This is a genomic window from Spirulina sp. CCY15215 (assembly GCF_016888125.1).
In the GTDB taxonomy this organism is placed as follows: domain Bacteria; phylum Cyanobacteriota; class Cyanobacteriia; order Cyanobacteriales; family Spirulinaceae; genus CCY15215.
Window position 1 is genome coordinate 1 of the sequence record NZ_JACSWA010000595.1, and the last position, 22,235, is coordinate 22,235.

14 protein-coding genes are annotated in these 22,235 nt (G+C 43.0%); 9 read left to right on the forward strand and 5 right to left on the reverse strand.

From position 1 onward, the window contains the following. Positions 1-248: 248 nt before the first annotated feature. Positions 249-3,497, reverse strand: coding sequence for a DUF499 domain-containing protein (locus JUI58_RS22400; RefSeq protein WP_204106067.1), 3,249 nt, complete (start codon positions 3,495-3,497; stop codon positions 249-251). A 128-nt stretch (positions 3,498-3,625) separates the two neighbouring features. Between JUI58_RS22400 and JUI58_RS22405 the strand changes: the two genes are divergently transcribed. The 9 genes from JUI58_RS22405 to gyrA all read left to right on the forward strand — a co-directional run bounded on the left by JUI58_RS22405 (position 3,626) and on the right by gyrA (position 16,784). Then, on the forward strand, positions 3,626-4,270 hold the full coding sequence (locus JUI58_RS22405; protein ID WP_204106068.1) for a histidine phosphatase family protein: 645 nt from the start codon (positions 3,626-3,628) through the stop codon (positions 4,268-4,270). Further along, positions 4,267-5,481, forward strand: a complete 1,215-nt coding sequence (locus tag JUI58_RS22410; RefSeq protein WP_204106069.1) for an acetate kinase — start codon at positions 4,267-4,269, stop codon at positions 5,479-5,481. The genes JUI58_RS22405 and JUI58_RS22410 overlap by 4 nt, the downstream gene beginning before the upstream one ends. A 133-nt stretch (positions 5,482-5,614) precedes the next feature. Then, positions 5,615-6,370, forward strand: coding sequence for a peptidoglycan editing factor PgeF (gene pgeF / locus JUI58_RS22415; protein ID WP_204106106.1), 756 nt, complete (start codon positions 5,615-5,617; stop codon positions 6,368-6,370). A 55-nt stretch (positions 6,371-6,425) separates the two neighbouring features. Continuing rightward, positions 6,426-7,514 carry a DUF6765 family protein gene (locus tag JUI58_RS22420; protein ID WP_306465774.1) on the forward strand — a complete coding sequence of 363 codons (1,089 nt, stop codon included), beginning with the start codon at positions 6,426-6,428 and terminating at the stop codon, positions 7,512-7,514. Further along, on the forward strand, positions 7,501-10,020 hold the full coding sequence (locus JUI58_RS22425; RefSeq protein ID WP_204106071.1) for a CPBP family glutamic-type intramembrane protease: 2,520 nt from the start codon (positions 7,501-7,503) through the stop codon (positions 10,018-10,020). Before JUI58_RS22420 ends, JUI58_RS22425 begins: the two co-directional genes overlap by 14 nt. A gap of 38 nt (positions 10,021-10,058) precedes the next feature. Then, positions 10,059-11,195 (forward strand): AI-2E family transporter, encoded by a 1,137-nt coding sequence (locus tag JUI58_RS22430; protein WP_204106072.1) that lies wholly within the window; start codon positions 10,059-10,061, stop codon positions 11,193-11,195. A 90-nt stretch (positions 11,196-11,285) separates the two neighbouring features. After that, positions 11,286-12,422 (forward strand): AI-2E family transporter, encoded by a 1,137-nt coding sequence (locus JUI58_RS22435; protein ID WP_239121652.1) that lies wholly within the window; start codon positions 11,286-11,288, stop codon positions 12,420-12,422. A 97-nt stretch (positions 12,423-12,519) separates the two neighbouring features. Next, positions 12,520-13,746, forward strand: a complete 1,227-nt coding sequence (locus tag JUI58_RS22440; RefSeq protein ID WP_204106074.1) for a peptidoglycan DD-metalloendopeptidase family protein — start codon at positions 12,520-12,522, stop codon at positions 13,744-13,746. A 281-nt stretch (positions 13,747-14,027) separates the two neighbouring features. After that, a complete protein-coding gene (gene gyrA, locus JUI58_RS22445) occupies positions 14,028-16,784 on the forward strand; it encodes a DNA topoisomerase (ATP-hydrolyzing) subunit A (RefSeq protein ID WP_204106075.1) in 2,757 nt (918 codons plus the stop codon). Positions 16,785-16,889: 105 nt separating this feature from the next. On the opposite strand, the gene JUI58_RS22450 is transcribed toward gyrA, so the two are convergent. The 4 genes from JUI58_RS22450 to JUI58_RS22465 all read right to left on the reverse strand — a co-directional run bounded on the left by JUI58_RS22450 (position 16,890) and on the right by JUI58_RS22465 (position 22,207). After that, positions 16,890-17,882, reverse strand: coding sequence for a hypothetical protein (locus JUI58_RS22450; protein ID WP_204106076.1), 993 nt, complete (start codon positions 17,880-17,882; stop codon positions 16,890-16,892). A 194-nt stretch (positions 17,883-18,076) separates the two neighbouring features. Next, complete coding sequence (locus JUI58_RS22455; protein ID WP_204106077.1) at positions 18,077-19,786, reverse strand: ATP-binding protein; 1,710 nt, start codon at positions 19,784-19,786, stop codon at positions 18,077-18,079. 51 nt (positions 19,787-19,837) lie between these two features. Beyond that, the gene (locus JUI58_RS22460) at positions 19,838-20,068 is read right to left on the reverse strand and encodes a type II toxin-antitoxin system CcdA family antitoxin (RefSeq protein ID WP_204106078.1); all 231 of its coding nucleotides are present in this window, start codon (positions 20,066-20,068) and stop codon (positions 19,838-19,840) included. Between the two features lie 156 nt (positions 20,069-20,224). Beyond that, positions 20,225-22,207: a DNA polymerase III subunit gamma/tau gene (locus JUI58_RS22465; RefSeq protein WP_204106079.1), complete on the reverse strand. Its 1,983-nt coding sequence runs from the start codon at positions 22,205-22,207 to the stop codon at positions 20,225-20,227. Between the last annotated feature and the right edge of the window lie 28 nt (positions 22,208-22,235).

Consider the following 22,235-nt stretch of genomic DNA (forward strand, 5'->3'; position numbering starts at 1 on the left):
TCGCTAATTGCATAAATAGTCTACCCAATGAACCCCATTTAAACGCGATCGCATTAACAATTCACGATTTTATCGTAGTGCGAGCATCTTGCTCGCTGGCTTTAATAAAATCCCTCGCTGGCTTTAATAAAATCCCTCGCTGGCTTTAATAAAATCCCTCGCTGGCTTTAATAAAATCCCTCGCTGGCTTTAATAAAATCCCTCGCTAATTGCATAAACTTCCTCGCTAATTGCATAAATAGTCCCGATTAATCATATTTGACCATCGCCGTTAAACTCAAGCGATCCACAGGATTGCGAAAGAGAGAACCTTGAATTGCCTTGAATTCCGTCCCATTTGGCGCGATCGCCGACTCAAATTCAAAAGTCAAACTCAGACTCACATCCCCCTCTACCTTCGGCTGACTGAGTAACCCATTCAGAGTCGAGAAAAACCCCTGAAAACCGCGCCTATCGCCTTGATACAACAAACGCACAAACTGTTCCCCCGTTTGAATCGTCGTAGTTTGGTCAATTTGCGGCTTAAATCGTTCCAATAAGGAAATAGCCGTCCCCAGCTTGCGATAGTCCATCACCGTCTCCACAGACACCGTAAAACGAGAAATCCCCGTCACCTTGTTATCAGCACAGCAATCGCCAAACTCCGCAAAAACCCGATTGGGAGTCCCGACAAAATTCAACTGTTCCGGTTTAACATCAAACAGTCCAGGCGTATCCCCGGCTGAGGGAGAACTAGCCGAGGCACCGGACCCATAAGTTCCCCCCGTCCCCGCTATTTTAACCTGTACTTCCTGGGTCGCCGTTTCCCCGTCGCCATAGTCCGCCACCAAACGAAACAGAGTATTTTCCCCCACCTCTCCCTCATACTCATCCGATGGGCGAAACTCCCCCGGAATAGGGCGATCGTTCTGATAGAGTTGAATTTTTAGCGCTTCCTTCGCCTTCCACCGTACCCGCACTGGTTTAATCGCCGCCGTTGAGGGCATTAATTGGGCATTCAGTTCGATTACCTTGGGTTTAGGGGGTTCGAGAATACCGCGACGATAGAGAGTTTGGCGATCGCTAAACTCAATCGTATCTGGGGGAGTGAAAGCCGCGGCCTCAGTCTTGATATAAACCTTTTGACCCATTTCTAAATCCCATTGTCCCAACTCCAACCCCCTGCAAATCGTCTGACGCAGTTTAGGAATTTCTGCATCGATAGGCATATTCAGAGACAAATTTTTCGAGAATTCCTCCCGCAAACTCTTCGTTGTCCAGCGATCCAACCCCGCCGGCCAAACCTTTTGTAAAATATAAGCCGGGGCAAAAGATTTCGCCATCTCCTCCCCTTCCTGGCGAATCTTTTGACAGTCTCGCAGGGCTTTTAAAATCAAATCTTGTTGATTACTTTTCCCCTTCACCGTACTGGAATCCTGCGCGGGTAAAGTGTAGTGTAGCAAGCCCTTGGGAGCTTTCACTTTATCATTAGCGGGATAAAATAGATGGCGATAGGCATTGGTGAGGGCGATACGCACAGCCAAATCAATGTCCCCATTTTTTTGTTTGAGTTGCTTTTTCTGGCTTTCCGAAATATCATCCAAGCGATTAGGACTTTTGAGAATATTTTTAATCGCCTTATACTCCCGCGCCAAGTCGATCGCCCTCTCCAATTCCTGACGATTGGCCACCAAAAACAAGAGACGATTGCGAAAAGTGCGAAATTTCCCCGATTCCCCCGTATTGTTAAAAATCTGCTCAACTAGGGGAGGAGGAGGATCCTGGGAAGATGTCACCGTCACCTCATCAAAATCGATCGCGCACAGAGCCAGAGAATCCGCAGTATCATCTACATCTGAGGCTGAATCTGGAGACGAAACCAACTTAAATACCTTCGTGGCAAAAATACTATCTCGGCGCGATCGTAGTTCTTCCTTCGCTTCTGCTTTGCCGATTTGTTCTTTCTCCTCCGTGATAATCTTATTAATGGAAGGCTCTTCTTTAAACCGAGCAATAGATGTCACCGGATCGATATCCAAATACCACGCAACTTTCCCCAATTGCTCCAAAACCCGCTCCACAAAACCAATCTCCGTATCAGGCGTTAAAAGAGAAAGGTTTAATTCTGCCCGTCGGATACCGGAAGAAATCCCTTGGGTCAAGGAGTGCAAAAAAATAGTTCTGGCTACCCAAGTTGAGAATGGGGGTTTTCCGGCCGCGATCCAGTGTCGATCCTGTACTTGAGTATAAGCCTCCCGACCGTCAGGATTGTAGATATCTGCTTGAATGGGTAGACGCATGAGGGGAAGTTGTAAGCGAGAAGTGAGATCGCTGGTTACTTTCTCCTCCACCCCCACAGGAATATGATGAGTGTGAATGAGGGGAATCCAATCTGAAGCGGGATCGGAATTTTGCCAGAGGTATTTTACCACCGAGGCAAATAAACGCAATGCCCCCCGAGTGCGTTGAAATTCGGGAATCGATGCAATTTTTTGGGTCAGAAGTTTGAAAAGTTCGGGATGAAAGGGATAGGAGGAGGCGATCGCCTGACCATAGGAAGAATCTTTACAACCATCCGGCAAGTTCAATCGACTGGTACGATAGGCATTGAGGTACTCTTTAGCGGCATCTTGGGCGGCATCCTCACTGACCCTCTCAAATAATCTTTGTTTGACAATATTATAGATTTCCACATCCGTCGAAGGACTCAAAACCCTCTCCTGACGACTGGATGCCTGAATCAGTTCATTGAGATCGGCGGTTTCCTCCGCAAAAGTATCCGACGCAGAAGCCAGAGAATACACCAAAATCAATTGAGAAGAAGAAGCGGCCAAATCCATCAAGGAAAAGAGAAAAGCCACCACTTGTTTCGCCAGGGTACTTTGTCCCACCGCTTTAGCCATTGCAGCCCGAAGATAGCGGGCGATCTCATCAAGGATAATAACCCCAGGCTTCCCCTCCATCAACCGTTCTAGCACCGAAGTTCCTGGGCTGATCCCACTTTCATCGGAACCTTTAAGCAAATCGTAACCGCGAATGCCACCGATTTGATAGGCAATTTCCCCCCATAAAGTATAGGTTGTGATGCCCGTATCGGGGTGATAAATGCCATTTTCCGGGTCAAGATCCCGACCGTCTATAGCCGCAACCCTAACAGCATAATCGGGAATCAAAGCGAGGTCAGCAAAACGTTCTAAACCGGAAATTCTTCGTCCTTGTCTACAAATATGCCAGAGGGCGATCTCATCGTGGGTTTTTCCCCCCCCAAAGCTAGTTTCAAGGCGAATAATGGCAGATCCTACCTCTCCCCCCGTCAAGCGTCCAAATACTTCGCGAATGAGGGTTTTAATGCCATCCGTGGGAAAAGTATTGGCAAAAAAGACCTCCGCATCTTGATAAACCCGAGGGGCTGTCCCTTCCACCACTGGGCGAATTTTGGCCGCAAATATTTCTTCTGCTAACTCTCCGGTTTGAATTTCCGCTCTGGGAATACAGGTGGTTAAAATGGATGGCAACATAAGATCGTAATAAGATCGTACTTTTGGGCTAGAAAATTTTCTTGAGAAGGACTGATGGGTAGAATAGAGTGAATAGAGTAATTTATTGAATCAACAGTAAGTAATTATAGACTGAAATACTTTTGATTATGAGCTTAAAAATCTACTTTTTGCGCCACGGAGAAACGAGTTCCAGTCAAACTGGAACTTATTGTGGCAGATTGGATATCGATTTAACCGCAGAAGGGGTACAAATGGCGGAAGATTTCGCTAAGGCCTATCAAGATATTCCTTGGAAAGCCATCTATTCTAGTCCTCTACAACGGACGATCGCTACTGCTAAACCCCTGTGCGATCTCCTCGGAATTAATAGCCAACGACGACATGGACTTAAGGAAATTTTCTATGGGGAATGGGAAGGGAAAACACCGGAAGAAGTGAACCGAGATTTTCACGATGATTATGTCCGTTGGCTGGCAGATCCTGGCTGGAGTAGTCCGACGGGAGGCGAAAAAGGGATTGATATTGCCCGTCGCAGTTCTGAAGTACTGGAAGAAATCGAACAAACCTATAAGAATGGTAATGTTTTAGTAGTCTCCCATAAAGCAACAATTCGCATTATGTTATGTTCTCTGTTGGGAATTGATGTGGGACGATTCCGCGATCGCATTGGTATGCCTGTTGCTTCGGTCAGTGTTGTGGAAATAGCTGAACGCGGTCCCCTCTTACACAGGATGGGGGATTGCTCTCACTTGCGAGAAGAGTTGCACCAGAGAAAGGAGATACAAGGATGAAAGTGTTGGTACTCAATGCAGGTTCAAGCACGCAAAAAAGCTGTCTCTACAATATCCCCAGTTCAAGTTTACCGGAACAGGCTCTAGAACCGTTATGGGAGGGGGCGATCGATTGGGGGCGATCGGATCGGGTGGAGTTAACTATCAAAGCCAACGATCGCCAGCGCAAAATCTCTCTCAATACGAAGTCGCGATCGCAAGCATTAACTCACCTTTTAAAAACTATCACTCAAGAAGAAACAAAAGTTTTAGAGAACTTAGAGGAGATTGATATTATTGGGCATCGAGTGGTTCACGGTGGCACGGAATACAGCCAACCGACACCAATTTCCCCAGAAGTGAAAGCGGCGATCGCCAAGCTGATCCCCCTCGCCCCAACCCACAACCCAGCACATTTAGAAGGAATGGAGGCGATCGCGCAAATATTGGCAAATATTCCTCAATTAGCGGTATTTGACACCGCCTTTCACAGTCAAATCCCCCTCGCCGCCGCCGCTTATCCCATCCCTTATGATTGGTTGGGAAAGGGCATCCGTCGCTACGGTTTCCACGGTATCAGCCATCAATATTGCGCCCGTCGCGCCGCGCAAATCTTAGATCGTCCCCTCAATACCCTCAAACTTATCACTTGTCATCTGGGCAATGGTGCCTCTCTCGCAGCAGTTGAAAAGGGGATAAGTATCAATACAACAATGGGTTTTACCCCTCTGGAAGGGCTGATGATGGGAACCCGCAGTGGTTCGATCGATCCTGCTATTGGCATCTATCTTATGCGAGAAGAGGGTTTCACCGTCGATCGCCTCGATCGCCTCTTAAATCAAGAATCGGGGTTAAAGGGAATTTTTGGCACGTCGGGAGATATGCGAGAAATATCGGCGGCGATAGACAAGGGAGATGTTCGCGCCAAGTTAGCTTTTGCCATGTACATCCATCGCTTAAAGATGGGAATTGGGGCAATGGCAACCAGCCTGGGTGGGTTAGATGCCCTGGTGTTTGCGGCAGGAGTGGGGGAAAATTCCCCGAGGGTGCGAGAGTCTGCTTGTCAGGGTTTGGGGTTTTTGGGGGTGAATTTGGATAGAGAGAAAAATTTAGCGCATCCCGTCGATGCAGACATTGCCACGACTGAATCAAAAGTGCGAGTTTTGGTGGTGCATACCCAAGAAGATTGGGCGATCGCCTCTGAATGTTGGCGATATTTAACGCACCTCTAAGGGATATCCTCCCCGCGATCGCCCATGCGAAGGTAAAATTTTAAAGTGTTACCAATGAGCAATTATCCAATTTGAGGTGTGAGTTTTGAGCGTTTCTAAATCCCCCGCATGGCACTGGCAAGACTGGGAGGGTATGCCCTATCTGACCTGTAGCCTTTTGCAAGATTGGCCCCACGGCTTTTTCAGTCAACAGTTTTATCCTCGTCCTCCCGTTGACTTAGCCAAAATATTACACCCAGAAGCCCCAGCTTATCGTCTCAAACAGGTTCACGGCAATCGAGTTTTAACCCCCAGCGAGATCGATCGCGAAATCAAAAGCGGAGAATTGGACACGGAATTTCCCCCCGCAGATGGTGTCTTAACGGAAGCTGAAAATCAATCGGTTTGGGTCGCAAGTGCCGACTGTACCCCGGTTTTAATAGGCGATACTACCACGGGACGGGTCGCCGCCCTTCATGCGGGATGGCGCGGAACCGCACAGAAAATCGTTCCCGAAGCGGTTTCTCGCTTGATTGAGAAGGGAAGTAATATAAAAGACTTACGATTTGCCCTCGGTCCCGCGATCGCCGGAGAGGTCTATCAGGTCACGGAATACGTTGCTGCTGAGGTTGGGGCAAGTTTAGTCGAAAACGCAGAGAAAAGCACCCCAGAGGCGATTCTAGCTGCCTTAGAGAAGATTGAATCCCCCCCCATCCTGCCCGATCCTCAACCCGGACGAGTGCGCTTGGACGTGCGACGGGTGAATGCACTGCAAATCGAACAATTGGGAGTTAAACCCGAATCTGTTGCGATCGCCCCTTTCTGTACCTATCAAAATGGCGATCGCTTCTTCTCTTATCGCCGCACCAAAGAGAAAAAAGTACAATGGTCTGGGATAGTTGATAGTTGATAGTTGATAGTTGATAACGGGATCGGTAATTCTTTAATTGCTAATTGCTAAAAATATGGACATTGAATTTCATTATTATATGACATACTCCATCGCAACGCGAGCGGGATTTTCGCCTCTCGAGGCGAGAATTTTGGCTTATTCTTCTCAGTATGTCGATAATAATTCAACGGTTTTTAAAATTGATGAAGGGAAAAATAGTGAATATTTTAATCATATTACCCAAACCTTTAATATTCTGAAGTCCAAGAATGAATTACTGAAAATATATCCTGTCTTTCATTTTATCCCAGGAGACCCTTTTGCCGTTAGCGCCCGACGCAAAGATGGACAGCGCCATTTTCTGAATACGACCCCCAATAGTATTAGTGCTAATCGCATTATTGATGATGCTTTAGCCAGTAAAAATCTCTATCGGATTGGTATTGCTTCTCATGGTTATGTCGATACTTGGGCGCATCAAAATTTTGTCGGTTATTATGATGAATTTAATGCCGTTAAAGGAATGTTAAGATCGGCTTTACCTCATGTCGGTCATGCTGATGTCAAGCGCTATCCCGATTGGCCGGCTTTAATTTGGCACGATTATCGCCTCATTTCTCCTCACGATAAAGTTAACAATAAATTGCGTTTTCTGGATGCAGCTAAACATTTATTTTATAAATATTGTTTCTATTTAGAAGGTGTCGATCCTCGCGATCGCAGAGAAAAAGATGCTCTAGAATTGGTTCGCGATCTCGATCGCGCCATTGGTGATTACGATCCTAAAAATCGTCACAGACGCGATCGCATTCAACGTTATCTTGCCTTAAGCGAACAAAAAATCTATGGAAAGGAACAAATTCCACTATATAATAAATATCTTTGGCTTGAACGTGCGGTTACTCGCAGCGAAAATGAATTTGGCGATCGCAACAAAGGACACCGCAAAAAAGGTTTATTTTTTAGTTTAACAACTTTTAAAGCCCCCTATTTTTGGCGAGAAAATTATCAACAAAGTCACTGGTACCAATTCCAAGAAGCTGCAAAAAATCAACAAAAAGCAGCTTGGAATATTTTATATGAAACTAAATTTCGCTATTTAGATATTCCTCAATATTATTCTAGTCATTCTTCAAAGCACAATGATTATGCCAAAATTTAAAATTAAGAATTTAAAATTTTATTGCCTTCTAATTGTTATCATCGGACTCTTATTTACATTTATTTCTAGTTTTTATCTGTCACCAGCATTATCCCAAATTGCTCCAGAATCAAACTATATAATTAGTCTTAAATCTCCCTTTAATCATCCTCGATATTACCCATTAAAACAAACCATCAACAAGACACTTTATTCCTCAACAGGGGAATGGGTTGGACGGCTAATTTTACCAACAGCAGCAGAAAAAAATAAAATCAAAACCCTCTCTACTTTACCCGATTGGGTTTGGCTAGAAATCTATAATACACCTTCTGAAAATAAAGATTTAGAAGGGAAAATTATGCGTTTAGAATGGAAAGAAACCAATTTTACTCGATTTTATGTAGCAGCAACGACCACCAATATTAAATTCTCAGCAGCGACTCAAAAAAGTATCGAACAAGGAAATATTAACCCCATTCGTTTAGGCGATCGCGATCGTGTCGGACCGCTAGAATCTCTCGCAGGAGGAAGACCTCAAAATGATTTAATAGTTAGTTTAGAAGCTGTCGATCTGATGAAAGATAAAGGAGGACAAACAATCTTACAAACCGATCGCGAACCCATACAAGTGACTGGACGCTATTATGCCCTTGTTAAGATTATAGAACCAATTGATATAACCCCAAAAAACTCCCAGACTTGTCTCAATCATTCATCTTGTGTAACAGAATATTTTCGCGTTCGTCACTATAATAAAAACACCCATAAATTTGATAATTTAGAAGAAGTTATTCGGATTCCTCAACAACCCTCTAGCTTCAACGATCGCACTTTTTCTACACCTCATCAAATCAATCAATCTCCTAGCGGCCAAGCAGGCTGGTATATTTATGGTGCCAAAGATAAAGCAGGTATTTTTACAGTTCAAGCCCTTAAACCTCGCTTACTGGTTCAGCTTAAAGCCGATCGTACTATTCTCAATCAACAAGCCGGATTCAACTATATTAAACAGGAAAATTGGGACAATCTTAAACAAAAAAAAGGAACAGTACAAAAGATATTAATCGACCCAAAAACCAACAATAACGAGGAAGCAATTGCTCAATGGCAAGAAGGTGATCTTGCCTTAGTATTACATTTATTTGGTGGCATTGGAGGAGATAAAGGGGAAGAACATCTTCCTTGGACAGTAACCGGACATTTTTCCTATGGAATTGCAGAAATTGTTCGCGATCGCTTTACTGATGAATTGCAATGGGATATAAAATATCAACAAGTTTACGCCCATAATCCTGATGGTATTATTGCGGGAACATTATCATGGGAAGCCTATATGGGAAACTTACAACGGGGTTGGCTAGGAACTCGTCCCGTCTCTGATATTCTCATTAAATTAGATACATTTACTCGCGACTATCATTTCGATCGCATTCGCCTTTCCTTATTTCGCGAATTACGCTTACAAACTCAAATCATAATGGCACGATATCGCACCGGAGATGGTACGGGAAATGCAGCCGTAACTCCCGCAACATCTTGCGTACAAGATTCCAGTCAAGCCCTTTATATTGCGATCGCGCAAATCAAACATCAAGCCACAATTAATCCAACTATTCAAGCCTGGATAGACAATCATCCTGACGATCCACAAACCCATCAAATCAAAGCATTTACTGCCCTAGCTCGAGACCTTTATCAAAGTTTAACTCCCCGAGGGACAGTGCGCCCAGATTGGCAGCAAAATGCAGAATATTTAGCAGGAGTCAATAACCGCAATGGATTTGTTAGCGATAGTCATTTTATTAATATCATTTTAAGTTGGCGATCCCTCTTTCCTCGGCGAGTTCACGATGAAATTGCCAATATTTTTCTTGACAATGGGGCGAGTTTATGGTTAATTCGCAGTAATCAAGTTGGGGGTGTCGATCCGGATATTTTGCCCCTTGCCCCTACAGTTTTGTTCGGTCAAATTCCTATCGTTGCGATCGCCATTAATCGTCTCGCTTCTGCTTTGACAAAACTTAATCCTAGGGATGGGTTGACCATCTTAGGAACCTTGGCTATTTATAGCGCGATCGCGATTCCCTTTGCTAAATCTACAGGTTTTATTACCCCCAGTTTCACCGGAGATCATCCCTTACAACAAGGATTAGGTTGGCTGAAAGTCTTCTTCTTCCCAGCCTTCTTTGAAGAACTCATTTTCCGCGTCTTATTGCTTCCCCATCCAACGGAAAGAGTTTCAGCCTTAACCTGGGGATTTTGGGCGATCGCCAGCCTTGTCGGGTATATTATTTATCATCCTCTTAATGCTTACAGTTTTTACCCTGCTGGATCTCCCACCTTTTTCCAGCCAACTTTTCTGATTCTAACAGGATTGCTAGGAATTGCTTGCACGATCGCTTATAGTTTGAGTTATTCTATTTGGGTTGTCGCGATCGTGCATTGGGTTGTCGTTGTTGTTTGGCTGTTTGGCTTAGGGGGAAACCAAAAATTAAACGCTAAAACAACAACAAATAGTAATTAATACAACAAATTTTTAAAGAACTTCTGAGGAGAAATGCAATGAAATTCGGTAATTGGGTTGGCTTATTTTGTTTAATTATTTCCTTAATTATACTCTGGCAATTTCGCCAGATAGTGTTACTCATCTTTACATCTGTCGTCCTGTCTATCGCCCTCAATAGTTTAGTCCGTTGGCTACAAGACTTTGGTAAACAGAGAAAAATAACCATTTCCCGCAGTCGTGCTGTCCCAATTTCTTTAGGGTTAGTCTTTCTTTTTAGCCTCTTATTTTTAGGCTTAGTTTTACCTCCCTTTCTCTCACAATTTCAGAAATTAATTGCTTTAGTTCCTATCGCTATTAATAAAGTTCTAGAGTTATTAGACCTTTTCTTTGAAAATCCTCCCGGTTGGCTTCCTTTAGATCAAATTGAATTAGAACTCCCCAACCTAACCGAGATTACCCAACAATTTGGACCATTTGCCCAGGGTATTTTAGGTAACTTTTTTGACTTTTTTGGTAATTCCCTGACGGTGTTACTGCAAATCTTATTAATCCTCATTTTTGCCGTCATGTTTCTTGCGAATCCCCTCGCATATCGAAAATTATTTTTAACTTTATTTCCCTCATTTTATCGACGACGGACAGATGAAATTCTCGATCGATGCGAATTAGCCTTAATCAGTTGGATGCGAGGCATTTGTATTAACTCCTTATTTGTCTCAATTTGCTGTGGAGTCGGTTTATTATTTATTGGTATTCCTTTTGTTTTTACCCATGCACTTTTAGCGGCTGTCTTTAACTTTATGCCGAATATTGGCCCGGCTGCTAGTGTTGTTTTTCCCCTCTCCGTTGCCCTCCTCGAATCCCCTTGGCAGGCGATCGCAGTGATCGTCCTTTATATCATCGTCCAAAATTTAGAAAGTTATTGGTTTAGTCCAATGATTATGCAAAAGCAGGTTTCCTTATTACCGGCTGCAACCCTCACCGCGCAAATCTTTTTTGCCACTTTCTTTGGTTTTTTAGGACTGGTTTTAGCACTTCCCCTCGCTGTCGTGACTAAAACATGGATTGAAGAAGCCTGGATCAAAGATGTCCTAGATCGAGACAAAGACACCTCTATTCCCACCCCAAAACCGACTCAAGAACCACAAATTCCGCTAGAATCAATAACAGTTGGAAATACTCACGATTCTTGATTTTCTGATTCTCTTCTTCAATAGTCCATCTTATTGCTTATTTTTTGTCTTGTGAATTCAGTATCCTCCGAACCCAAAAGTAGATTAAAAATGTGGTGGGAATCTTTATCTTCCTTATCTCGCGTCTTGGCGATCGCCTTGGCTGCACCTCTGATCGTTTTAAATGCGTGGGCTTTCTCGACCATTTTTGGATATTTTCACTCCCTCTTGATTATTATCTTGGTTGCTTCATTATTGGCATTTTTGCTGAACTACCCAGCCAGTTTTTTAGAACAGATTGGCTTGAAGCGAAGTATCGCAACCTTTGTCGTTACTTTGGTCGCGATATTAACATTACTATCTGTCGGAATAACCTTACTTCCTCCTGTGATTTCTCAGGCGCAACAATTAGTAAATCGCTTACCTGAATTAATTGACTCAGGGCAATATCAATTAATGATACTGGATGAAAGATTTAATAATCTAGGTTTGTCAATTAACCTTGATGGTTTAATCGTTCCGGCTAAGAATACAATTAAACAACAATTAAAAAATCTAGCCGGACAAACCCTAGATTTTGCTTTAAATGTCACTTTGTTTACTGTTGTTAAATTATTAGATATTGTCTTGACTTTTGTTATTACCTATTACTTGCTCTTACATGGCAATGATATTTGGCGTAGTTTGATAGAATGGCTCCCTTCTAAAATCCAAAAGCCTTTTTCTGTGACACTGCGATCGAGTTTTCGCAACTATTTTATCGGACAGTTTATTTTAGCGATTTGTCTGGGAGTGAGCTTAACTTTAATTTATTTATTTTTAAAAGTTCCCTTCGGCTTATTGTTTGGCTTAACCATTGGTTTAATGGCAATTATTCCTTTTGGTGGTTCTGTCGGAATTGCTTCAGTCACATTCATATTAGCATTACAAAATATTGGTATTGCCATTCAAGTTGTGATTGTCTCGGTTATTATTCAACAAGTCCTAGAAAATATTATTGCACCGCGAGTTTTAGGAAAAGTTACGGGGTTGAATCCCTTCTGGATATTCATTGCCATTCTGACTGGTGCAAGAGTTGGAGGATTATTAGGGGTTGTTGTTGCGGTACCGACAGCCGTTATCATTAAAGAAATACTGAGTGCAATTAAATCTCTCAAAACAGAAGAAGTAGCCTCGGAAAATCTACGCATTATTACTGGAGAATCTCAAGAGATTAAAACTTTACCCAAGGAACCTTCTCCCAGTTAAAACCTGAATTGCGGAGATGAAGAAAAATTGCATCTTTGGCGATCGCCAGTGAAGGCAATTCATCGGGTATGATAAGAAAGGTAACAATCTTGAAGTAATGCCAGATTGGATACAACGATGGAAAAGACGCGCGATATTGGGGCTAGTCTGTCTCTTTTGTGCAACAATCGGTTTTTGGGGACTTGGAGGGCAATCCACAAGCGCTCAACTTTTAGGGTACCCCTTTTTAGCATCTCTTGATTTGCTACAGGAATGGCAAAATGACCTCGATCGCGAACAAGTAGAAGCGGTTGAAAAACAAAATCATCTCTCAAGTATCGAACAAGATGCAAAGCGGTATTTGGGCAGCTTACAACATACCGTACAAGTGATGGATTTACAATTAAAATATTATGAAAAAGAATATGAAAATGCCAACAAAAAATTAGTAGAAATAGAAACAAAATTAAATCGAGAACGCCAAACTTATAAACCTAAATTAACCGCGACCATTGCTCGACTGCGCTTTCTTCAACGTCAGTCCCTCACCAGTCAAGGCTGGCGCTTTCTCCTCAAAAGTGACGACCTCAACGAATTTTTCGATCGCCGCACTCGTCTTAAATTGGTTTATCAAGCCGATCGCAAGCATTTGCAATTCCTACAGATCGCCGCCAATAAAATTAAACAACAAAAACAAACCATTGAGGAACAAAAAAAGCAAATTTCTCACCTACAAACACAAATCCGCACCCAGAAGACCGATCTAGAAGCACAAGTGGAAATTCAACAAGAATTAGTAGCACAACTCAACGGCGATCGCTCGAACTTAAATAATTTCCGAGCCAAATTAGCCGAAGATTCTCAAGGGATCGGTTTAATGATTCAAAAACGCATGGAAAACCGCGATCGCGCCATTTTTGGCGGTACAAATACCTTTATTGCTCCCCACACAGGGAAAGTTTCTAGTAAATTTGGGTTGCGACAGCATCCCATCTGGGGAGGGAAGCGACTACATAGCGGGATTGATTTTGCAGGAGATTACGGTAGTCCCGTCTCTGCGGCGGATAGCGGTACAGTTATCCTCACTCAATGGTATGGTGGATATGGTAAAACCGTAGTCATTGACCACGGAGGAGGAATGACAACCCTCTACGGCCACCTGAGTAAATTTAGCGTTATAGAAGGACAGCCAGTTAAACAAGGAAATGCGATCGCCGAAGTCGGATCGACGGGCTTTTCTAATGGACCTCACCTCCATTTTGAAATTCGTAAAGAAGGTCAACCGATCGATCCCCTTCAATATTTGAGGCTCAACAATGAACAATTATCAATTATTAATTATTAATGATAAAGACAATACTGGCGGGAGTTAGGAATTTGACCTTTCTGTGAGGGCGATCGCCACCTGTTTAAGAATCTCCAAAAAACTTGCGGTTTTTTATAGCTTTATCCTCTTCCCAGAAGCACAGAATCAAGGTAAAATAGTAGAGAAAATTACAGTAATTTAGCAAATCAACTGGAAAAAAAAGCATCGGATTAAACAATACCCAATGAGTTTAATTTTTAGCTTGATTTTTTAAGATTTTCCCAGCACCTCAGTTTCAATTTTACGGAGTTTGTGACCCTATGACTTCCTCTCAGGAACGGATTGTCCCTACGGACTTGAGAAACGAAATGTCCCGATCCTACCTCGAATACGCCATGAGCGTCATCGTAGGACGGGCATTACCCGATGCGCGAGACGGCCTCAAACCCGTTCACCGTCGAATTCTCTATGCCATGTACGAATTGGGACTCACCCCCGAACGCCCCTTCCGCAAATGCGCGAGGGTTGTGGGGGAAGTTTTAGGGAAATACCACCCCCACGGAGATACAGCCGTTTACGATGCCTTGGTGCGGATGGCGCAGGATTTTTCCATGCGAAACCCCCTCATCAACGGTCACGGGAACTTCGGGTCTGTAGATAACGATCCCCCCGCAGCCATGCGTTACACGGAATGTCGCTTGCAATCTTTAGCCACTAATGCTTTATTGCGAGACATTGAAGCAGAAACCGTTGATTTTGCTGATACTTTTGATGGGGCGCAACAAGAACCCGTTGTCCTTCCCTCCCGCATTCCACAACTCTTACTGAATGGGTCTTCGGGTATTGCGGTGGGGATGGCCACCAATATTCCTCCTCATAATTTAGGGGAAGTCATTGACGGCTTAATTGCCCTGATTGAAAATCCAGAAATTACCATTCAACAGTTGCGCGGCCATATTAAAGGCCCTGATTTTCCCACGGGAGCGCAAATTTTAGGTCATTCTGGCATTCGCGATGCTTATGACACGGGACGAGGTTCGATTACGATGCAGGGGGTGGCGGCGATCGAACTGATGGAACATCGAGGTCGTCCCGATCGCGAAGCCATTATTATCACCGAACTTCCCTATCAAACCAACAAAGCCTCCTTAATCGAGAAAATTGCCGATTTAGTTAACGATAAGCGCATCGACGGCATCTCCGACATTCGCGACGAAAGCGATCGCGATGGAATGCGAATTGTAATTGAACTCAAACGAGACGCGATCGCCCGAGTTGTCCTCAATAATCTCTACAAACAAACCCCCCTGCGGAACAATTTTGGCGCAAATATGCTGGCTTTGGTCAACGGAGAACCCCAACTCCTCGATCTAAAGTTCTTTTTGCAAGTCTTCCTCAATTTCCGCATTGAAGCCATTACTCGCCGCACCCAGTATAAACTTCGCAAGGCACAAGAGCGAGATCATATTCTGCAAGGATTGCTGATCGCCCTCGAGAATTTAGATGCGATCATTCGACTCATTCGCCAAGCAGCAGACACGGCGACCGCCAAACAGCAATTAGTAGAGAATTTTGCTTTTTCAGAAGTGCAGGCCGATGCTATCTTGCAAATGCAGTTGCGTCGTTTAACGGCTTTAGAATCTGAGAAAATTAATGCAGAACATGAAGAATTACTGGCAGTTATTGCAGACTTAGAAGACATTTTGGCACGGCGGGAGCGCATCGAAGGCATTATTGTTGAGGAAGTTACAGAGATTAAAAACATCCATGCAACCCCCCGACGCACGGAAATTCTGGCCGCAGAAGGAGAATTAGACGAAACGGATTTAATTGCCAATGAACCCGTTGTGATTCTCCTGACCGAACAAGGTTACATTAAGCGAATGCCTGTGGATACCTTTGAGGCGCAAAATCGTGCCACCCGAGGGCGGGCGGGTGCCAAAATCAAGGAAGATGATGCGGTAGAGCATTTCTTAACTTGTTGCGATCACGATATGGTCTTATTTTTCAGCGATCGCGGCGTAGTCTATTCCATCAATACTTACAAAATTCCCACGGCATCCAGGACGGCGCGGGGTGCGCCGATCGTGCAGCTTCTCCCCATCCCTCGGGAAGAAAAAATCACTTCTTTAATTGCAGTTAGTGAGTTTACCGATGATGGTTATCTCGTCATGCTCACTCAAAATGGCATCATTAAAAAAAGCGCCCTTTCTGCCTTTAGTAATATTCGCAACAATGGTTTGATTGCTATTTCTCTCGGAGAAGGCGATCGCTTGCGCTGGGTACGTTTAGCCACGGCAGAAGATAGCATTATTATCGGATCGCGTCTGGGAATGGCGATTCATTTTCAAGCCAGCCATAAACAGTTGCGACCTCTCGGACGGGCGACGCGAGGGGTGAAGTCCATGAAGTTGAAAAAGAATGATAATGCGATCGGCATGGATATTTTCCTCAGTCAAGTGGTGGCCAGTCTCGCCCCCAATACAGAAGAGGAGGAAGGTTTCGAGGATATCGACGAGGAAACTGTAACCAATGCAGAGGATATCGACGAGGAAACCGCAACCAATGCAGAAGATATCGAGGGATCAGGGGAAGATAGCGAAGATACGGAGGAGGAAACCGTAACGACTGCGGGAGAGGGTCCTTGGGTGTTAGTTATTACCGCTAAAGGTTACGGAAAACGGGTTCCTGTGTCTCAATTCCGCTTGCAAAATCGGGCGGGAATGGGACTGCGATCGATCAAGTTCAAGTCCAAGGAGGATGAGTTAGTCGGGTTACTGGTTGTCCATGCGGGAGATGAGTTGATGTTAGTAACCAACCGAGGTGTTATTATTCGTCAAGCGGTGGATGCTATTTCTACTCAGTCTCGTGGGGCGACGGGGGTACGGGTGCAAAAGTTGGATACAGACGATGCGATCGCCGCCGTGGCGATCGTACCTCTATCGGAGGAAAATGAAAGTTTAGAAATGACTGAAGTTGAAGCTACTGAAGTTGAAGCTACTGAAGTTGAAGCTACTGAAGTTGAAGCGCCTGAAGGTGAAATGATAACCGAAGAAAATACGAGAGAAGAGGAATAATCTAGCTGACTTTCTTTAGTCTGTTTTTTAAATAAGCCTTGGGTGCAAACCCAAGGCTTGTCTAGCTTATTAACCAGATTTATATTATTAAGCTGCCTCAACATATTAGCCGAAAACATCCTGTAACCTCAAAACGAGATTATCTTGATTCGTAACTTGAAATTTCCAGAATTGACTATCACTTTGACTCTGTTTATCTTCGCGATCGAGAATGACTAAAAATCCATGAGATGGCGGAATTGAGAGTCGTTTACAATGATTGGAGAATTTCTTGAAATGCGCGTTAGCATCTCCCCCAGTTTTACATTCAATTAAGAACAATTTGCCACTAACCCACAACACCAAATCTAACTCAAAACGATCGCCATTGGTAAACTTGACAATCGGATTCATCAGGTAAGAATACGGTAACTTGAGTTCATCAAACAGCCGACAAATGCGATCGCAGATAAATCGTTCAAACCATTGACCCATAAAAAAGTGACGAACATCAGATCGATCTTGAATCTTGGCAGAAATAGTTTTATTGTCTTTGTTATATCTGTAAGAAGATAACAAAGTATCCTTGTTCAATCCATAACAAAAGCGAGTTAAAGTTTGGATTTGCAGTTGGGTGGGATTTTTGCGGAATTGATAGTAAACACCGCGATTATTCGCAATTGCATACTTGATCGTTTTCAGTAACGGAGTCAGTAAAAGAGTACCATTTTCATGGGCGAGGTTTTCCCCGAGATAAATAGCGTGCTTATCAAAAATTGGGTCAACATCGGGATTAGCAGAACGAATGTTCTCTACAGCAATCTGCCGACTCTCCAAGCAAGCGATCGCTTTCTCCGAACCCAGAGCCGTGCAGGGATTACGAAGACGCGATACAGTTGCTTCCTCGGTTTGCTGATCCCACTCTTTTTCCCCCGACTCCAGATCGTCATCTGACAGTTGACTGCGACGTTTAGTGAGGATAACCGAGCTTGCACTTGCACTTAAACCAGCACCGATGACGATAGCTTGAGGATTTTGAGGCATCAGTACAGAGATTCCCCCACCAATAGCAACGGTTAAAAAACCAATTGCTAAACTATCTGCGAACCACTTTGACATAACATGACCTCCAGCGCTAATTATTCATTCGTCTGTTGGATACACGAAAGGCGATCTAACGGGACATTTTCTTTGCTTCTTTGATTTATAGTTGCGATCGCCTTCCCTCTTACTTCGTAAATCTCAACAAGATTTTATGTAATATTTCCATAATTGTTACAAAAATTTATATTCTCTAAGGATTCTTTAGATTTTTAGTTATTCAAGGGGAGGGTGGAAAGCGGTATAGTAAATGTGACTGTCGAACCTAAATTTTCACCCATACTAAAAAAGTTGATTTTTCCTCCCATCAGTTCAACAAGGGTTTGAGAAATTGACAATCCTAATCCCGTTCCTCCATAAGATTTAGTTCGACCGCCATCGACTTGAGCAAACTTTTGAAATAGGGTATCTTGTTTATCTAAAGGAACACCAATTCCCGTATCAGCAACGCGAATCCTCGCTATTCCAGGACATTCGCGATCGTTAACTGCAACTTTTTTACTGGTAATATCAACATCGATGGTTACACCTCCTTCATGGGTGAATTTAATCGCATTACCGACTAAATTCAAGAGAACTTGCAAGAGACGTTGATAGCTTCCATAAAGAAAAATAGGCTCTTGAGTTTCGGGGAGTTGAATCTCAAAACTTAACCCTTGTTTTTCAGCCAAGGGTCTCATTTTTTTGTCTAAATCAATAAAAGTATTATTGAGAGAAAATTCATCAAAATTCACCTCCATTTTCCCAGCTTCAATTCTGGCCAGATCGAGAACATCATTAATGAGATTGAGCAAATGCAGCGCTGATTTATGAGCCTGTTCGACAAATTCTCGCTCTTCTTCTGGATCGTCTGCCATATCGTCCAAAACGAATTTAAGGAAATTAATAATTCCATTAAGCGGTGTTCTTAACTCATGGGAAGTACCCGCTAAAAATTCACTTTTGAGACGAGAGGCTTCGGCTGCTTCTTCGCTGGCTTGTTTGGCTTGCTTGTAGAGATTAGCATGAGCGATCGCAATCCCCATTAGATCAGCTAACTCCCGCATGAGTTCGATTTCGACATCGTTCCAACGACGATGGCGATCGCATTGTTGCAAGCAGATCAAAGCATTGCGTTTATTTTGGTAAAAAGCAGAGACTACTAAGACCGATTTTTGCTCAAAAGGCGATGTTTCAACGCAATCTACGGCGATCGGTTCATCGGTTTGCAGTGCTTGTTGCAAATAGGGTTCTAAACGAATATCTAATCGTTCTCCTAACAGGGATTTAAAGGGTTTTTTACAATATTCTGTTTCTACCTTTAAAACTTTCGTATTGGGATGACAGGAAATCATCAAAACTCGAGATACCTCTAATTCTTGCCCTAATTTACGAGCGGTTTCAGTCCAAATTGTTTCTGCATCTAAGGTAATTCTCAGAGTGCGAGAAATTTGCGAAAGTAAATTTTGATAGGGATTGCGGTGAATATTGCGAGCAACTTGAGTGATAAATTCTTGATAATTATCTTCCGGTATTGTTTGGGATCTGTTTTGGGATAACTGGGGAGACTTGGCGATCGCATTTTTGTCAAGCAGAGAACCTATAACCAAAACAGAGGTGATGGGATGTTCCGATTGCAAAATTGGAGTGATGGATAGTTCAAAGGGTAATGATTCCTCTTTCCAGACAAAAAAACAATAAAAATTCTGAGGTCTTCTCTTTTCCACTACCTGCATCAAGGTTTCCTGATAGCTTTCTGCATCACTGGGAGTAAACAGATCTCGCCAATGATGACCAATGATTTGTTCGGGATTTAAACCATGTTCTTGAGCAAATTTCCAGTAAAAAGAAAGATATTTACCCGAAATATCTTGAGTAAATATCAATTCCGCTCCCAAATCCTGCCAATTCAAGGAATGGATCGATGTTGCAGCAGCGTTCATTTCGATAGACCCCATAAGCAACTCAGAAATTAATCGTACACCCCATTCTCATCAATCGTTCCATTCTCCTCGGGGGGGAACGGGAGGATTGCGTCTAAACGTTCGGGTCAGTTCGTCATCTTGCTCTCGTTCCCCTCGCAACCATTGTTTGATTGCGGTTTCAATAATGCGGCTGGGATCGTTACTCAGGTGCTTGAGTTGGTCGAGTAAATCTGAATCGAGACGGATGGAAACTTCAACTTTCTCCGCAAGACGCTGAGAGGGGGTTGCATTTTCACTCATGGCGTTTTCCTTATGCCTGTTTAATAATTTTGCAGTCTATTATTATATTACCCGATCGCTCCAGAGAAACGGAGGAAGGCAAAATGCTGTTTGCATTACTGTTAATTTTTAAGTATTAAACTTGACAAAGTTTAGTATTTATGATAGTTCCTTGTGCTATCTATCGAAGTTTTTAAAAAAGTCTACCTCTAAATCTAGAACTTCTCCTTCAAATATACTAGCAAATTCATTGGCGGCTAATAAGGTTTCGCTTTCTTCTTCTTCTTTTGGTTCTACGATCGCGGATTCTGGTGGAGAATCTATTCTAGAAGCAGGAGTGCGATCGCTATTTTTCTTAGCATCTATTTTTTCTCTAACTGGGGATGCGGGGGATTTTTTAATGCTGGTGCTTTGGGAATTGGCGATCGCTGTTTCTTTAACTGCACTATTTTGAGAACTTAAGTTCGATCTAACTTCAGGATTGGGTTTGGCGATCGCTGTAGTTGCTGAAAATGGAGATTGAGTTGGGGTAATATTCTCATTAGGTTTGGCGATCGCCCTAGAATTAGATTCTATTTTAGGAGATTTGTTTTTTTTTTCTGTTTGAATTTTTACTTTAATTTTTTGTTGCCAAACTTGTTCAAATGCTGCTTCAATTTGGGGGATTTTTGTTTGAGCAAGTTTGAGTAAGTTGGGCTGGTTCATCCCTAAGTAGGCGATAGATTCATCAATATCAAAATCTATTAAAACACAGCTTTGTTTAATTAATGCGCGTGAGGCTGGAGGTTCAATTGTTTGTAGGACTTTTTGCCAACTTTCCTCAACTCTTTTTTGAAATCGTTCTTCATTTGATAATGCTTGTCTGGGTGCAGAATTTGATACTGTTTGCGAAGGTTCTTGCACTGTAGAAAATGGTGACTTTTCCGTAGTGGGTTGAGGTTGAGAAATTTCTGGTTTGGGTTGAGATGTAGTAGGTACTTGGGTTGTTTGATTAGGGGCTATTCTAGTTTGATTTGATGTTGATTGTACGCTAGATTGAGTTGCAGTATTATTGGGCAAAAATACCGCGATCGCGCTAGGTAAGAGTCCCAATAAGGTCACTTCTAACCATAACCGAGGTTGAGTTGTATTTTTAATTTGGACTTCACTTTCTTTGAGTTTTTGCTGTCCCTGCAAAATTACAGCAATATCCCATTGTTTCGCTTCTTGGCACAATTCTTGCCAAGTTGGAGTTGTTACAGCAACCAGATCGCTACGTTGAGGAGATGTTTTGGCAATCAATAAATTGAGATAAAATGTAGCTAAATTTTGCAGCACAATCAAAGGTTCTCTACCTCGATCCATTAAATGCCGACATTGTTCGATAACTGCTTCAGGATTGTCAGAATGAATTGCTTTTAATAATACTAATAAATCTCGTTCGGGAACGGCTCCAACTAAATCCCAAACTTTTTCCACTGTAACTTGGTCTGGAATCAAACTCAATTGATCTAATAAACTTTCTGCATCTCTCAAGCCTCCATTGGCAATTTGTGCCACAAGAGTTACAGCATCACTAGCAATATTAATATCTTCCTTTACTGCAATATAAGTTAAATGCTTAACCATTGATTCGAGAGGAATGCGTCTAAAATCAAAACGCTGACAGCGAGAAATAATAGTATTTAAAACCCGTTGTGGATCTGTCGTCGCTAAAACAAAAATAACCCGATTTGGCGGCTCTTCTAGTGTTTTTAAAAGAGCGTTAAATGCGGGGGTACTTAACATATGGCATTCATCAATAACATAAACTTTATAACGACATTGAACTGGGGCAAATTGAGCGCGTTCGATGATTTCTCGAATATTATCAACCCCAGTATTACTCGCGGCATCAATTTCAATAACATCCATCGCTGAACCTCGAGCAATTTGCCGACAAACATCACATTTTCCACAAGGATTGGGGGTAGGTCGATCGCTTTGCAAACAGTTCAAAGATTTTGATAAAATTCGCGCTGAGGAGGTTTTTCCTGTCCCTCTCGGTCCCGTAAAAAGGTATGCAGGGGCAATACGATCGCTGTCCAAAGCATTCGTTAAAGTCTGCGCGATCGCCTCCTGTCCCACCAATTCGACAAACTTCTGGGGACGATATTTATGATGTAGGGGTTCGTAAGACATGGAATTGCTAAAAAGGGCGATCGCCGAT

Bases quoted from the DNA above. Each gene is read 5' to 3' on its own strand.
- JUI58_RS22400 (WP_204106067.1), bottom strand. From the start codon at position 3,497: ATGTTGCCATCCATTTTAACCACCTGTATTCCCAGAGCGGAAATTCAA.
- JUI58_RS22405 (WP_204106068.1), top strand. From the start codon at position 3,626: ATGAGCTTAAAAATCTACTTTTTGCGCCACGGAGAAACGAGTTCCAGT.
- JUI58_RS22410 (WP_204106069.1), top strand. From the start codon at position 4,267: ATGAAAGTGTTGGTACTCAATGCAGGTTCAAGCACGCAAAAAAGCTGT.
- pgeF (WP_204106106.1), top strand. From the start codon at position 5,615: ATGCCCTATCTGACCTGTAGCCTTTTGCAAGATTGGCCCCACGGCTTT.
- JUI58_RS22420 (WP_306465774.1), top strand. From the start codon at position 6,426: ATGGACATTGAATTTCATTATTATATGACATACTCCATCGCAACGCGA.
- JUI58_RS22425 (WP_204106071.1), top strand. From the start codon at position 7,501: ATGCCAAAATTTAAAATTAAGAATTTAAAATTTTATTGCCTTCTAATT.
- JUI58_RS22430 (WP_204106072.1), top strand. From the start codon at position 10,059: ATGAAATTCGGTAATTGGGTTGGCTTATTTTGTTTAATTATTTCCTTA.
- JUI58_RS22435 (WP_239121652.1), top strand. From the start codon at position 11,286: ATGTGGTGGGAATCTTTATCTTCCTTATCTCGCGTCTTGGCGATCGCC.
- JUI58_RS22440 (WP_204106074.1), top strand. From the start codon at position 12,520: ATGCCAGATTGGATACAACGATGGAAAAGACGCGCGATATTGGGGCTA.
- gyrA (WP_204106075.1), top strand. From the start codon at position 14,028: ATGACTTCCTCTCAGGAACGGATTGTCCCTACGGACTTGAGAAACGAA.
- JUI58_RS22450 (WP_204106076.1), bottom strand. From the start codon at position 17,882: ATGTCAAAGTGGTTCGCAGATAGTTTAGCAATTGGTTTTTTAACCGTT.
- JUI58_RS22455 (WP_204106077.1), bottom strand. From the start codon at position 19,786: ATGAACGCTGCTGCAACATCGATCCATTCCTTGAATTGGCAGGATTTG.
- JUI58_RS22460 (WP_204106078.1), bottom strand. From the start codon at position 20,068: ATGAGTGAAAATGCAACCCCCTCTCAGCGTCTTGCGGAGAAAGTTGAA.
- JUI58_RS22465 (WP_204106079.1), bottom strand. From the start codon at position 22,207: ATGTCTTACGAACCCCTACATCATAAATATCGTCCCCAGAAGTTTGTC.